Annotated in this window: 15 protein-coding genes; 8 read left to right on the top strand and 7 right to left on the bottom strand. The window is 66.8% G+C overall.

Annotated features, from left to right (window positions below; genetic code table 11):
• Window position 1: 1 nt before the first annotated feature.
• A complete protein-coding gene (locus SBI67_RS02365; protein ID WP_318979020.1) occupies window positions 2-946 on the top strand; it encodes a phosphotransferase in 945 nt (314 codons plus the stop codon).
• Window positions 943-1917, top strand: coding sequence for a phosphotransferase (locus SBI67_RS02360; protein ID WP_318979019.1), 975 nt, complete (start codon window positions 943-945; stop codon window positions 1915-1917). The genes SBI67_RS02365 and SBI67_RS02360 overlap by 4 nt, the downstream gene beginning before the upstream one ends.
• Here the strand turns inward: SBI67_RS02360 and SBI67_RS02355 are convergent.
• Together SBI67_RS02355 and SBI67_RS02350 are read right to left on the bottom strand one after the other, a co-directional pair.
• A complete protein-coding gene (locus tag SBI67_RS02355; protein ID WP_318979018.1) occupies window positions 1914-3332 on the bottom strand; it encodes an amidase in 1419 nt (472 codons plus the stop codon). The genes SBI67_RS02360 and SBI67_RS02355 overlap by 4 nt on opposite strands.
• 344 nt (window positions 3333-3676) lie before the next feature.
• Window positions 3677-4105 (bottom strand): hypothetical protein, encoded by a 429-nt coding sequence (locus tag SBI67_RS02350; RefSeq protein WP_318979017.1) that lies wholly within the window; start codon window positions 4103-4105, stop codon window positions 3677-3679.
• A 184-nt stretch (window positions 4106-4289) separates the two neighbouring features.
• Here SBI67_RS02350 and SBI67_RS02345 point away from each other — a divergent pair, with 184 nt between their 5' ends.
• Window positions 4290-4553 carry a hypothetical protein gene (locus SBI67_RS02345; RefSeq protein ID WP_318979016.1) on the top strand — a complete coding sequence of 88 codons (264 nt, stop codon included), beginning with the start codon at window positions 4290-4292 and terminating at the stop codon, window positions 4551-4553.
• A gap of 55 nt (window positions 4554-4608) precedes the next feature.
• On the opposite strand, the gene SBI67_RS02340 is transcribed toward SBI67_RS02345, so the two are convergent.
• The 4 genes from SBI67_RS02340 to SBI67_RS02325 all read right to left on the bottom strand — a co-directional run bounded on the left by SBI67_RS02340 (window position 4609) and on the right by SBI67_RS02325 (window position 8995).
• Window positions 4609-5616: a VWA domain-containing protein gene (locus SBI67_RS02340; RefSeq protein WP_318979015.1), complete on the bottom strand. Its 1008-nt coding sequence runs from the start codon at window positions 5614-5616 to the stop codon at window positions 4609-4611.
• Window positions 5617-5682: 66 nt separating this feature from the next.
• A complete protein-coding gene (locus SBI67_RS02335; RefSeq protein ID WP_318979014.1) occupies window positions 5683-7227 on the bottom strand; it encodes an LCP family protein in 1545 nt (514 codons plus the stop codon).
• 1 nt (window position 7228) lies between these two features.
• A complete protein-coding gene (locus SBI67_RS02330) occupies window positions 7229-8080 on the bottom strand; it encodes an undecaprenyl-diphosphate phosphatase (protein ID WP_318979013.1) in 852 nt (283 codons plus the stop codon).
• Between the two features lie 6 nt (window positions 8081-8086).
• A complete protein-coding gene (locus SBI67_RS02325; RefSeq protein ID WP_318979012.1) occupies window positions 8087-8995 on the bottom strand; it encodes a cytochrome c oxidase assembly protein in 909 nt (302 codons plus the stop codon).
• An 83-nt stretch (window positions 8996-9078) separates the two neighbouring features.
• Between SBI67_RS02325 and SBI67_RS02320 the strand changes: the two genes are divergently transcribed.
• The 3 genes from SBI67_RS02320 to SBI67_RS02310 are packed head-to-tail and all read left to right on the top strand — an operon-like array spanning window position 9079 to window position 11916.
• Window positions 9079-9666 (top strand): TetR/AcrR family transcriptional regulator, encoded by a 588-nt coding sequence (locus SBI67_RS02320; RefSeq protein ID WP_318979011.1) that lies wholly within the window; start codon window positions 9079-9081, stop codon window positions 9664-9666.
• Window positions 9667-9692: 26 nt separating this feature from the next.
• Window positions 9693-10292: a TetR/AcrR family transcriptional regulator gene (locus SBI67_RS02315; protein WP_318979010.1), complete on the top strand. Its 600-nt coding sequence runs from the start codon at window positions 9693-9695 to the stop codon at window positions 10290-10292.
• Window positions 10293-10338: 46 nt separating this feature from the next.
• Complete coding sequence (locus SBI67_RS02310; protein WP_318979009.1) at window positions 10339-11916, top strand: phytoene desaturase family protein; 1578 nt, start codon at window positions 10339-10341, stop codon at window positions 11914-11916.
• A 13-nt stretch (window positions 11917-11929) separates the two neighbouring features.
• Here SBI67_RS02310 and SBI67_RS02305 read toward each other — a convergent pair whose 3' ends face one another.
• On the bottom strand, window positions 11930-12292 hold the full coding sequence (locus SBI67_RS02305; RefSeq protein WP_318979008.1) for a UBP-type zinc finger domain-containing protein: 363 nt from the start codon (window positions 12290-12292) through the stop codon (window positions 11930-11932).
• Between the two features lie 192 nt (window positions 12293-12484).
• On the opposite strand from SBI67_RS02305, the gene SBI67_RS02300 reads away from it, so the two are divergent.
• Both SBI67_RS02300 and SBI67_RS02295 read left to right on the top strand, forming a co-directional pair.
• Window positions 12485-13222, top strand: a complete 738-nt coding sequence (locus SBI67_RS02300; protein ID WP_413232401.1) for an MlaE family ABC transporter permease — start codon at window positions 12485-12487, stop codon at window positions 13220-13222.
• Window positions 13222-14049, top strand: coding sequence for an ABC transporter permease (locus tag SBI67_RS02295; protein WP_318979006.1), 828 nt, complete (start codon window positions 13222-13224; stop codon window positions 14047-14049). Before SBI67_RS02300 ends, SBI67_RS02295 begins: the two co-directional genes overlap by 1 nt.

Here is a 14049-nt window from a genome sequence, read left to right as displayed (position 1 = left end):
CATGAGTGCCACCGCACCGCCGATAGCGCTGCCGTTGCGGGCCATGGGCCTGTTCACCGGCGCCATCGCGGCCGATCCCACCCCCACGATGGCCAGCCCGAGTTGGTGGGGTGCGGACTCCGAGTGTTTCGATGTGCGCGGTGACGACGAGTCCGGCACGACGTCAGCTGCTTTCGTCAAGTCGATGATCGGCCACGCGGGCGCTTATATCGACATTCCGCACGCATTCGCCGCCGCGGCGGAGGCCGGTCTGCGCGGGGTGGGTCCCGCGGTGTACGCGGCCGACCCCACCGCCGGAATCCTGGTTCTGGAGAACCTGGTCGACAGCTCGTCCACGGCGACCCTGGATATCTTCGACGACGACGCCCGGCTGGAACAGCTGATCGCGCTACGGGCGCAGGTGCACGATTTCGGCGCGATTACCCGCACGGCCACCGTCTTCGACGATATCCGCACCTTGACCGCACTGGCCACGGCCAACGGGGTGACCCTGCCTGCCGACTTCGACTGGATGCTGCGCATGCTGAGCATGGCCGAGAAGCGGATAGCGGCATCCGGTTTCGACCTGGTGCCGTGCCACGGTGACGGCAACGTGTCGAATGTGCTGCTTGCCGACGACGGCCGGATGTTGCTGGTGGATTGGGATGTCGCGGCGTTGATGGACCCGCTGCAGGATATCGGCGTTCTGCTGGCTGAGGTCCGCCCGTTCGACTCGACGGCGCGTGAGGTGTTCGCGGCGGCCTGGGGGAGTTTCGATCAAACGCTGTTCGATCGCGCGCGGGTCTACGGTGTCGCCGACTGTGTCCGTTGGGGATTGATCGGCGCCTACGCGGACCACGCACGTCCGGGCACCCTCGAATACTCGAAACTCTCCGACTGGCAGTTCCTGCGGGCGCGGGCCGGTCTCGGTGAGCGCGCCTTCTACGATCGGGTGAACAACCTGTGACCGCCTCACCGACGACACGCGACGCCACCGGTAACCGGGTGCTCGGCAGCGCGCGCAACGATGTCGAACGACGCGTGGAAGCAGCGTTGGCAGCGATCGAGATCTGGCGCGGAAAGCACATCGAATACGCTCCGGTGTTCGGTGGCCTGCAGAACAGCAACTGGCGCATCACCGTTGCCGGCAGCGACACCCGCTACTTCCTCAAGATCCCCGGCGAGGGCAGCGACACCTTCATCGACCGGGCGCTGGCCAACGAAGCCGCGCGACGGGCCGGCGACAAGGGAATCGGCGCGCAGTTGGTGTACTTCGATGCCGGTACCGGTGTCGAGGTGATCGAGTTCCTGGAGGGCTACCGGGCCTGCACCAACGGTGATTTCAAGGATATCGCCGTCGCCCATCAGATCATCGACATCTACCGGGTGCTGCACGACGGCGGCCTGCTCAGCGTCACCAAGACGATGTTCGACATGATCGACGAGCACCTGGCTCAGGTCGGCGAACTCGGGGTGCGGCTGCCTGCCGATGCCGAGCTGATCCTCGGCGAGTACCAGGTGGCCAAGTCGGCGCTGCTTGCCTCCGGGCTGGATCTGGCTGCCTGCCACAACGATCCGATGCCCGGTAATTTCCTCGTCGCCGACGGCGGGCCGATGAAGCTGGTCGACTACGAGTTCGCCTCGAACAACGAGCGCGCCTACGAGCTGGCGTTGCTGACTACCGAGATGTTCTATACCGAGGAACAGATCATCGAACTCGTCGAGGACTTCTACGGCCGCAGTGATTTCGGCCTGCTCGCCCGGGTCCAGGTCTGCGGTGCGCTGGCCGACACCAAATGGGGCCTATGGGCATGCGTGAACCAACAGCTCAGTACGGCATGGGATTTCGACTATCACAAGTACGGCTGCTGGAAGCTGATGCGCGCCCGGTTGAAAATGGCGGACCCGCGTTGGCCGTTCTGGCTCGCGTCACTCTAGACAGCCGGCCTGGCGTCGGCCCAGGGCCGGGCCGCCTCGTAGTTGGCCGCGGCGCGCAGGACGGCGGCATCGGCGCGGTGCGCCCCGGCGATCTGCAGCCCGACGGGCCGGCCGTCGGCGGTGAATCCCGCGGGCACGGTGATGGCGGGTGTGGTGGTCATGTTGTACGGGTAGGTCAGCAGCCAACCCAGCAGCTGGCGTTGCAGCGACTGCCCTTCGAGCCAGTGCGGGGCGAAGCGCTCCAACGGAAACGTGGGGGTCGCCAGCGTCGGGCTGACCAGAATGTCATAGGTCCGCATGAATTCGCTGAAGGTGTCCCACATCTGGCCGCGAAATGCCTCAGCCCGGCCGATGTCCACTGCGGTCAGGGTCTCGGCCTGCTCGAAAATCTCAATCAGGTTGTCGTCGACCTGGCCGTGCTGGGATTTCCAGTCCAGGACGTCGTACTCACACGAGTACCCCGGAATCCACAGTCCCTTCCACATGGCTTCTTCCGGGTTGCCCCATGCCGGGGTGGCCTCTTCGACGGTGGCTCCCAGAGATTCGAAGGCCCGCACCGCTTCTGCGCATACCGCCACCACCTCTGGATCGACATGGCCCAGGCCGAGATCGGGCGACCAGGCGACCCGCCACCCCGTGACGTCACCGGCGGTGGCTGCCGCGTAGTCGATGCCGTCGGCGGGCACGCTGTTCGGGTCGGAGTCCGACGGCCCCGCCATCACCGAGAACATCAGCGCCGCATCGGCGACGGTGCGGGTGATCGGTCCGTGGAAGATGTGGGTGTAGTGCCTGCCGTCCAGGAGCGTGTGCGGGATGCGGCCCAGCGACGGTTTGAAGCCCACCACGCCGCACATCGCCGCCGGTATGCGCACCGATCCGGCACCGTCGGCACCTTCGGCCAGTGGTCCCAGGCCCGCTGCGACGGCCGCGGCCGCGCCGCCGCTGGATCCACCCGCGGTGTGGCCGTGCTTCCACGGGTTGTGGGTGGGGCCGTAGAGGTGACTGTCGGTGCCGCCGTAGTAACCGAACTCCGGGGCGTTGGTCTTGCCCAGGAACAGCCCGCCGGCCTCCTTCAACCGCGTCACCACGGTGGCATCGTGTCTGCCAACCTGTCCCGCCAGTGGTTTGAGCGAGGAGTCGAACGGCAGTCCGGCCATGGTGGTCAGGCCTTTGATCGAGAACGGGACGCCGTGCAGGGGCCCGCGCGGCGCGCCGCTGGTCAACTCGTCGTGCAGTGCGGCGGCGTCGGCCAGGACCTGGTCCCGGTCGAAGTGGATATAGGCGTTCAGACCGGGGTTCATCGACTCGATGCGATCGGCGAACGCGGTCGCGATCTCGGTGACCGCGATCGAGCCGGTACGGACGGCGTCGGCGAGTTCGGTTGCGGGAGTCCAGCACAATTCGTTGTCGGGCATGCTGGCATCGTAGGGCGTGGGCCGCCCTCTCGCAGTGCGAAAAATATTGTCCGGCAACAGATTACGTGATGGTTGCCGGACCGGCAGGCTGTGCGCTCACCGCGGCCGTCGGCCAAGGTTGCCGGGTGGTCACAAAGGTCTATCTCTGCAGACGGGCATCTGCGCTTGGCCGCCAGCGTGATGTGTTCGGTCCGGGTTCCGTCAGTTGTCACTTCCCGCCGTTTGAGTTTGAGGAAATTTGCTCCTGACCGCAGTCATCTGGCAGTACCACTCCGAGTAGCAGGCAGGCGACTCTAACGAAGGCAGGGCGGCATTTCCTGTGCCTCTATGGAGCTTGAGGAGGATCATGTGCCGGTGCTCGAAGAGCCTTTTTGAGAATCGTCGCCTGGCGATATCCACGGATACACGACATCGACGTATTCGTCGCGGGAGATGACGAGGGTGTCGGCGGGTGCCGTGATGTCTACGTAGAAGTGGCCGGGATTATGCCCGTCGCTCTCGTTCAGAACGCTCAAGTCCGCTGCTAATTCTGCCGCTTTGGCAGCGTCGAGCCGCCATGAGATACAACTAGGACTTAGTTCGATAGTGGCGGCGCCGGGCTCAATCCGGAATTCTTGAGTGACATCAGCATGAAGTAGCCGAGATGACCCGACGCGAATGGCCTCGCTGATCGCGGCGAGGATGTCAGCAACACCGTCGCCGTCCAGCGTCAGCAACACCGCGTCGTCGCCAAAATAGAACTCAGGCATCAAGTTCACGCGAATGACACTCACAACGGTTTCCGTCCCTGGTGTTTCTCTTGAGGTAGCAGCGAGTTCCGTGAGGCTGGGCATAACCGCTGTCACGCAGTGGCCGCACTGAGATCTGCGTCACCCCCACGTTTACCCAGCCCACCACATTGGTACATAACCTCCCGTTCAGCGTGTTCGGAGACAACCGCGTGGAGAGGAACGATCGATGAGGATCAAGAACGTGTGCGCGGGTGCGGCCGTGGCCACCGCCCTGTTCGCCGGGCCGCTCGCCCTGGCCGGTACCGCCAGCGCCGAGCCCGTCCCGATGCCGCCGGCCCCGCCGGCCGGTCCGACTGTTTCCTCGCCGCCGGCGTGGGCACCGCCCAAGCCGGTCGATCCCGTCTGGGCCAACGGCAACCCGCAGGTGTGGGACGCCGGCTGGAACCACTGGGGTGTCTGGGTCGACGGGACCTTCATCCCCACCTTCTGACCACCCTCCTCAAGAAGAGCCCGGGCCGCTGATGCCCCGGGCTTTTCTTATGTCCTCAGGCGGGTAGCCGGCGATTGCGGGTCAGCGCTGTCACCGCCGACGCCACCGTCACCAGCACGGCCAGCCGCAGCCAGCCGGCGCTGGCGTCCCCGGGCACCGTTTGGTACCCGATCTGCTGCTGCAGCGTGTCGTAGACCCCGTTGAGCTGGTCGAGATTCGACGCGTGGAACATCTGCCCCTTGGTGATCTCGGAGATCTTCTTCAGGGTGGCATCGTCGACCGGCACCGGCTGCCGGATGCCGTTGAGGTCGACGTAGCCGTCCGGGGTGCCGAACGAGATCGTCGAGATCGGCACGCCCTGATCGCGGGCTGCGCGGGCCGCGGTGAACGCACCACGCGACTCATCGGGCTCCGAGGGCACCGTCTCCTTGCCGTCGGACTCCAGCACGATGCGCGACGGCGGCGGACCGTCCCCGCCACCGACGATCGCGTCGGCGGTGGAGATGGCCTGCAGCGCGGTGAAGATCGCCTCACCGGTCGCAGTGCGTTCCTCCGGCTTGAGCCCGTCGATGGCGTTGCGCATCTTGGCGCGGTTGGTGGTCGGCGCCACCAACACCGTCGCCGACCCGCCGAAGGCGATCAACCCGAGGTTGATACCCGGGGTCAGCTCATCGGTGAACTTCTTCCCGGCCGCCTGCGCCGCGGCCAGCCGGCTGGGCGCCACGTCGGTGGCCCGCATGGACTCCGACACGTCGATCACCAGCATCACCACCGCCCGATCCCGTGGGATCCGCACATCGTGGGTGGGCCCGGCCAGGGCGCAGGTCAGCAGCAGCAGGGCAGCCACCAGCAGCGCCGCCGACACATGCCGCCACCGGTCCCGGCGTACCCGCGCCACCTGTTCCAGGATGTGCAGGTTCGCAAACCGCAGAACCTGGGTGCGCCGGCAGCGCAGCATCACCACGTACAACACCGCGACGGCCGCGGCGACCAGCGCGAACAGGAAGAACCAGGCGTGGGCGAAACCCGCCAGCGTGATCGGGCCCAGGAATGGCAGCGTCATCGCTGCGCCAGGTTAGGACGGGGTGCTGACGGTTGACTCGGTGACGAATGTCAACCGGCTGTGACCTCAGTTCACGCAGGGTGTGCGGTCGCCGCTGACCGGCAGTCCGTGGTCGGGCGTCGTGTCGTTGTCGGCGCCATCGTCGACACCGAACCACGGCGAGTGCGTCGCCGTGGTGGTGGTCGTGGGTGTCGACGAGGTGGTCGTGCTGCTGGACGTCTCGGATTCCGACGCGGTCAGTTTGGTCGGCACCAGGTAGCCGTTGCCGATCACCACGCGGACCTGGCCGGCGGGCAGATCCTTACCGGGCACGGTGACCACGTCGCCGAGCAACCCGGACAGCCGCTGGGCCACGTCCTCGGCGCCGGTCCCGTAGCTGATGGTGGTCAGGGTGGGCTTGTCGTCGAGCTGTACGTCGGGCTTTTCCACCTGGTATCCGCGCTTTTCCAGGGCGGTGGCCACCGCGGACGCCGTCCAGTTGCTCTCGGCGTTGACCACCTGGATCGGGTTGGTCGGAACGGCGGCCGTGTTGGTGACGGCGTTACCGTCGGAAAATGCTTCGCGCACCTGGGCTTTGATGGCATCGGGGTCGATGATGTTGACGTCCTGGCCGTTTCGGGTGTCATAGCGCAGCACCGGCAGTGTTTTGTAGACGACGTCGGAGCCGCTGATCGCGCCGAGCCTGCGGAACAGGTCGGAGTCCCAGCCGCCGGACAACACGATGTCCTTGTGCGCGATGGCCATCAACTCGTTCAGTTTGCCCAGATCGGTGAACGCGCCGGACTCTTGGAGCTGGCGCATCACCGCGACCAGGAACGCCTGCTGGCGATGCGTCCGGTCCAGATCACCGTTCTCCAGGCCGTGCCGCTGACGGACAAAGGCCAGCGCCTGTGCGGCGTTCAGGGTCTGATGGCCGGCCGGGAAATCGGCACCCGAATAGTCGTCGTGCACAGCGTGATTGAGGCACACCTGGATACCGCCCAGGCTGGAGGCCAGATCGTAGAAGCCGCCCAGGTTGATCTCGGCGAAGTAGTCGATGGGCACGCCGACCAGGTTGCGCACCGCGCCCAGGGTGGCCGCCCGGCCGGCTTCGCGCCCCGCCATCTCCAGCTGTTCGCGGTCGTCGATGCCTTGGTCGGCCAGGTGCTGCTCGGTGTAGAACTTCGTCAGCCCGTACGCCTCTTTGATCTTGATGTTGGTGTAGCCGGGCAGGCGGTGGAATTCGACGTAGTCGTCCCGCGGGATGGAGAACGCGGTGACCTTGTTGCCGGCGTCGATGTGCACCAGGATCAGGGTGTTGGTGTTGTAGCCGCCGGTCTCGGAGTCCCCGGCGTGCAATTGGTCGAGCACCTCTTGCGGCAGGTCGTTGCCGTGCTGATCTTTACGCGAGTCCAAGCCGATCAGCAGGATGGTGATCGGTCCGCCGTTGGTGTGCACGGTCTCGGCCAGTGCCTGCGAGACGGTGAAGCCGGTCAGCACGCCGCGGGTGGTCCACCATGCCGCCCCGGACACCGCCACCAGCACGGCCGAAACCATGGCAAGGACGACGCGGGCCCAGCGGAGCCGGCGCCGAGGCGGTTCAGGCATTCGGTGCCGGGCGGCGTCGGGCATATCAGGCGAAGTGTACGACCGAGGCCGCTCCCGCGATAACGCAATAGACGGCGAACGGCAGCAAGGTTCGGTGCTGGAAGTAGCGCGTCAGGAAGCGGACGGACAGGTATGCCGTCAGCGCCGCGACGGCGGATCCGGCGAGCACCTGCCCGCCGATGCCGTGCCCGGCGGGGCCGGCCAGCTCCGGCAGCTTGAGCACACCGGCAGCCAGGATTATCGGTGTGGCCAGCAGAAACGCGAACTTCGCTGCGTCCTCGTGGTCCAGGCCGCGCAGCAGGCCACCGACAATGGTGACGCCTGAGCGGCTGATCCCGGCCAGCAGCGCCAGGCTCTGCGCCAAACCGATCCCGGCGGCCTCCAGCGGCTGCAATTCGACCAGGGCGCGGGTGCCCGCGCGACGGCGTTGCAGCAGCTCGCCTATGGCAAGAATCACACCGTTGAGGGTGAGGAACACCGCGGCCACCAGTGGGGTCGCGAACAGTCTGCGCAGGGGATGTTCGAACGCCAGGCCCAGCAACCCGGTCGGCACCGTGGCGATGATGAGCAGCCAGCCCAGCCGCTGCGCGGAGGTCTCGATGCGGCGCGTGCGCACCGAGGTGATCAAGGCGCCGACGATGCGCACCCAGTCCCGCCAGTAGAACACCAGCAACGCCAGCGCGGTCGCGACGTGCAGGCCCACCACGAACGCCAGATAGGGCGTATGGCCGTTCGAATTGCCCTGTGTGACAAGGTCACTCCACGACCCGCCGAGCCAGGCCGGAACCAGCACGGAGTGGCCCAGGCTGGAGATGGGGAACAACTCGGTGACACCTTGCAAGGCGCCGATCAGCACGGCTTGGAGATAACTCAGCATGGATACCTAATCGGTTGTGCGGCGGTGGAATCGGTCCCGCAACTGCGGATCGGCTTCCCACCACAGCGTCGGAGCGGCGGCTTCGGACTCGGCGTCCAGTGCGGTATCGATGACCGCGGCCTGCTTTTTCTCGTCGGAGGACATCGCGCGCATCAGCACCATCAGGAACGGCACCCCCAGCACATCGCCGAGGATCCACAGGATGCCGGCGCCGACGGACTGGTCCACCCGCTGGCTCGGACCCCAGGTGCGGTTGACGGCTAGGTAGTAGTCGGTGGCGATCAGCGGGCCCAACCACAACACGATGCCCAGCAGTCCGTCGCCGAGGGTTTCGGCGATGCTGATGACCATCGACAGCATCTGGGGGTACCGACGCGGCACCGGATCGGCCTGGATGCGCGCATAGAAGTAACCGAAACCGATGAACGGCAGCATGATCCGGGTGAGCGGTGCCAGCACCGGGTTCGTCAACGACGCGACGTACCAGGGGGTCAGGTACAACAGCCACGGGGTGGCCAGCATCACGACCGAGGTGGTCGCCGGGTGGGTGAGGGCCCGCGCGGTGCGCCCGGCGAGCACCCGGTCGACGACGGCGGCGCCGCCGGCCTGGCGCACCGCCGTCAACGGGGTGCCCAACGCCAGCAGCATGGGAACCACGAACAGCAACAGCAGCACCTGCAGCGCCCGCACCCAGAACAGCACCGGGGCGTAGACCCCGACCATGCTCATGGTGGCCAGCACCCAGACCCCGATACCGGACCAGAACGCCGCCCGCCGCGCGGCGGGCACGGCGGCGCGCCGGCAACACCATGCGTAGGCGCTGCCTGCCAGCAGGAGCAGCGCCGCCGAAGCCGCGTCGACCGTCCACGACGTGAGCGCGGTGGACAGCGTCAGCGGAGCCACCGCCGGATACATGGCGGCCAGTATGGGGCTGCTCGCTGTGCATCTCCTGCGCGTTGCCGGGCAGTACGATGACTGCCCGATATGAGGTGGACCTGGTGACAACCGAACCCGCTGCACCCGACTTCCGGCAGCGACTGCTCACGGCCTTCGAAGAGTCGATTGCCGAAACCGGTTATGCCAAGACGACGATCGCCGATATCGTGCGTCGGGCCCGGACCTCCCGGCGCACCTTCTACGAGCATTTCGCCAGCAAGGAGGAATGTTTCGTCGGACTGCTCAGCGAGGCCAATGCCGACCAGGTGCGCCAGATCGCCGCGGCGGTCGACTCGACGGCGCCGTGGCAGCAGCAGGCCCGCCAAGCCATCGAGGCGTGGATCACCTCGGCCGAGTCCCGGCCCGACCTGACGCTGAGCTGGATCCGGGACGGCCCCTCCCTGGGTGCGGCGGGCCGCCAACTCACCCGCGACGCCATGGAACAGTTCGTCGGCCTGGTGCACGGCCTGGTGGACAGCCAGATGTTCCGGGACGCGGGGATCGGACCGATCTCGCGGCAGCGGTTGATCATGCTGTTGGGCGGGCTTCGTGAGCTCACCGCGGTCACCGTCGAGAACGGCGGAGCGATGAGCGATTTCACCGAGGAGGCGGTGGCGGCCACCATCGCGCTCATCACGCCGGCCTGCTAACTACCGCGCTGCGGTACGTTGCAGGGATGGTCCGGCCAGCTCAAACGGCGCGCAGCGAGCGCACCCGCGAAGCGCTCCGGCAGGCCGCCCTGGTGCGTTTCCTGGCGCAGGGTGTCGAGGACACCTCGGCCGAACAGATCGCCGCCGATGCCGGGGTGTCGCTGCGGACCTTCTACCGACATTTCTCGTCCAAGCACGACCTGCTGTTCGTGGACTACGACGCCGGTTTGGAATGGTTCCGCGCGGCCCTGGCCGAACGGACCTCCGGCGAGTCGATCGTCGAGTCGGTGCACTCGGCGATCCTGGCCTCGCCCTACGACGTGGAGGCGGTGGCCAAGATCGCCGAGCTGCGCGCCGAGGAATTGGAGCCGGGCCGGATCGTGCGGCACATCCGGCAGGTCGAAGCGGATTTCGCCGAGGTGGTCGAGGGGCATCTGCTTCGCGACCATCCGCCCCGGCCGGGCACCGACGACCAGCTGCGGGTGACGGTGGCGGCCCGGTGCATCGCGGCCGCCGTGTTCGGGGCCATGGAGGTGTGGATGCTGGGCGAGCGATCGCTGCCCGAGTTGGCGCGGCTGTGCAAGACGGCACTGAACTCTCTGGAGACCGGCATCCTGCCGATATAGTTTTGTCAATATTGACAAAACTTGCTCCGGCTGCGAGCCTCGGTTGATGCCGGATTCCACGGATTTCGATGCCATCGTCATCGGTGCGGGCCACAACGGTCTCGCCGCCGCCGCACTCCTGCAGCGCGCCGGACTGCACACGGTGTGCCTGGACGCCAAGCTCTACGCCGGGGGCATGGCCTCCACCGTCGAACTCTTCGACGGCTACAAGTTCGAGATCGCCGGGTCGCTGCAGTTCCCGACCTCGGCGGCGGTCAGCGCCGAACTCGGGCTCGACGAACTACCGACCGTCGACGTCGACGTGATGTCGGTGTCACTGCGCGGCATCGGCGATGATCCGGTGGTCTATTACACCGACCCGATGAAGCTGCTCACCCACCTCAACGAGGTGCACGGCGCCGAAGCGGTCAACGGCATGGCCGGGCTGATGGCCTGGAGCCAGGCGCCTACCCGGGCGCTCGGCCGGTTCGACGCGGGCCGCCCGTCCCGCACGCTCGACGAGATGTATGCCTGCGCCACAAACGAATTCGAGCGCTCGGCCATCAGTGACACGCTGTTCGGCTCGGTCACCGACGTGCTGAACCGGTATCTGCCCGACAGTGAGAAACACGGCGCGCTGCGCGGCATGCTGTCCTTCCTCGCCGTCAACACCACCTACCGGGGCCCCGCCACCCCTGGCAGCGCCGCGGCGCTGGCCTTCGGCCTCGCCGTCCCCGACGAGAACGCCGTGCTGATGAAGAAGCTGCGCGGAGGCATCGGAGCGCTCACCGATCACCTACTGCGCCGACTCACCGACGCCGGGGGTGAACTGCGGCTGCGGGCCAAGGTGCAGCAGATCTTGGTCGTCGGCGGCCGCGTCACCGGCGTGCGCCTGGAGGACGGGTCCACCATCACCGCGCCGGTGGTGGTCTCGGGTGTCGCCCCCGACCTCACCGTCAACGAACTCCTCGACCCCGCCGCCATCCCCGCCGATGTCCGGGAACGCTTCGCCCGCATTGACCACCGCGGGAGCTATCTGCAGATGCACTTCGCGCTGGACGGCATCCCCACCTTCGCCGAGCCCTACGGCATCCTCAATGACCCCGAGATGCAATCTGCCATTGGTCTTTTCAACACTCCCGAGGAACTGCAGCAGCAGTGGGAGGACAGCAGGCGCGGCATCGTGCCGGCCGACCCGGCCGTCGCGATGCAGCTGCCGTCGGTGCACGACCCCGACCTCGCGCCACCGGGGAAGCACGCCGTGTCGGCGTTCTCGCTGTGGTTCCCCATCCAAGACGGCCCCGAGGCGGCCTCGACGTCCTACGGTGAACTCAAAGCCGAGATGGGCCGCCGCGTCATCGAGAAGATCACCCGCATCGCACCGGATTTCGAGAAGCTCATCACCCGGCACACCACCTTCACCCCGAAACACATGGGCACCATGTTCGGTGCGCCCGGCGGGGACTACTGCCACGGTCTCATCCATCCCGAGCAGATGGGGCCCAACCGGCCCGGGCCAACCGGCTATGCCGACCACCCCCTTCCGGTCGAGGGCCTGTACCTCGGCAGTGCCGGCTGCCACGGCGGACCGGGTATCACCTTCATCCCCGGCTACAACGCCGCCCAGGCCGTGTTGAGGGGCTGAGCGGCGGCCGGGCTCAGTCCTGGCGCTCCTGGAGCTGGCTCATCCAGTCCCTCGGCACCCGCCCACGCGGCCCCGGCACCGGCTGGTCGACCGGATGGCCTTGCGGGGCAGCCAATTCCGGACCGTCGTAGTAGGCGTTGGTGTCATAGTTCCAGAACCAGTCCTCGTCCGGCTCGAAGCTGCGGATGACAGGGTGGCCGGACTGGCGCCAATGCGCCTGCGCGTGCCTGGCCAGCGAATCGTCGCAGCAGCCGATGTGCCCGCACGCCGCGCACCGGCGCAGGTGCACCCACCAGCCGCCCGCCTCCTCACATTCCACACATCCGGTACCACTGGGTGGCACAGTCGGGTCGACGTCGGGCGTAGCAGGGGCCATGGGTTCGAGCTTACTGCGCGGCAAGCGTTTCCATCGGCGAGATGGGATCAGCATGAGCAAAACGCTTCCCGTCAAACCGACCAGCAAAATCCGATATTGACGTCGACGTTCCTGTCGACGTTCCCTTTGACAGCTAACTGGTGCAGTCTTAACGTCCGCGCGGTGAACGGGTCGGCGCAGCTGAGCAAGTCCATGGATGCCGTGGGCGGCTTCGTGGTGCTGTCCGCCGAGACGCTCACGGCCGCGTTCCGGCGGCCGTTCGCCTGGCGCGAGCTCTTCGAACAGATCTCGTTCGTCGCCCGGGTGTCCATCTTCCCGACCATCATGCTGTCCATCCCGTACACCGTGCTGATCGTCTTCACTCTCAACATCGTGCTGCTGGAGATCGGCGCCGGGGATCTGTCCGGCGCAGGTGCCGCGCTGGCGTCGGTCACCCAGGTGGGGCCGGTAGTCACCGCCATCGTCGTCGCCGGGGCGGGCGCCACCGCGATGTGCGCCGACCTGGGCGCCCGCACCATCCGCGAAGAGATCGACGCGATGAAGGTAATCGGCGTCAATCCCGTTCAAGCCCTCGTAGTTCCACGTGTCGTCGCCGCCACCTTCGTGGCGCTGATGCTGTACTCGGTGGTCGCGGTGGTGGGCCTGACCGGCAGCTACATCTTCGTGGTGTACGTCCAGCACGTCACCCCCGGCGCATTCGTTGCCGGCCTGACACTGCTGACCGGCTTGCCGCAGGTCATCGTGTCGTTGGTGAAAGCCCTGCTGTTCGGCCTGTCGGCCGGCCTGATTGCCTGCTACAAAGGGCTTTCCGTGGGTGGCGGCCCGACCGGCGTCGGCAACGCCGTCAACGAGACGGTGGTGTTCGCCTTCATGGCGCTGTTCCTCATCAACATCTTGGCGACGGCACTGGGCGTGAAGGTGGCGCCGTGATGACCGACTCCACCGCCACCAGACGCACCGTGGTCGACCGGCTGCGCACCCTGGGGGAGCAGACCGCGTTCTACGGCCAGTCCCTGGCGTTCATCGCCGACGCCCTCCGGCGCTACCCCGGTGAGGTGCTGCGGCTCATCGCGGTCATGGGACTGGGCACCGGGGCGCTGGCCGTCATCGGCGGCACGGTCGTCATCATCGGGTTCCTCACCTTGTCCACCGGGGCGCTGATCGCCGTCCAGGGCTACAACACCCTCTCCAACGTCGGCATCGAAGCACTCACCGGATTTTTGTCGGCCTTCCTCAACGTCCGATTCATCGCCCCCGCCACGGCGGGGGTGGCCCTCGCCGCGACCATCGGCGCCGGCGCCACCGCGCAGCTGGGTGCCATGCGGATCAACGAAGAGATCGACGCGCTGGAGGTGATGGGTATCCGGTCCATCACCTACCTGGTGTCCACTCGCATCGTCGCCGGGGTGGTGGTGGTCATCCCGCTCTACACCGTGGCCGTGCTGATGTCGTTCCTGGCCACCCAGTTCGGCACCACCGTGATCTACGGCCAGTCCAACGGCGTCTACCAGCACTACTTCTCCACCTTCCTGCGCCCAATGGACCTGGTGTGGTCGTTCGTCGCCGCGCTGTCGATGGCGGCCGCGGTCATGGTTGTGCACACCTACTACGGCTTCACCGCCTCCGGCGGACCGGCCGGCGTGGGAGAGGCTGTCGGCCGCGCCGTGCGAACATCGGTCACCGCAACGGTATTCGTCCTGCTGACCATCACACTGTCCGTCTACGGCCAGTCGGGCAACTTCCACCTGTCGGGTTAG

Origin of the sequence: Mycolicibacterium chengduense, assembly GCF_033741155.1 — a bacterium.
In the GTDB taxonomy this organism is placed as follows: domain Bacteria; phylum Actinomycetota; class Actinomycetes; order Mycobacteriales; family Mycobacteriaceae; genus Mycobacterium.
Note: the sequence above shows the minus strand (reverse complement) of the source record. Positions and strands in the feature narration are given on the sequence as shown.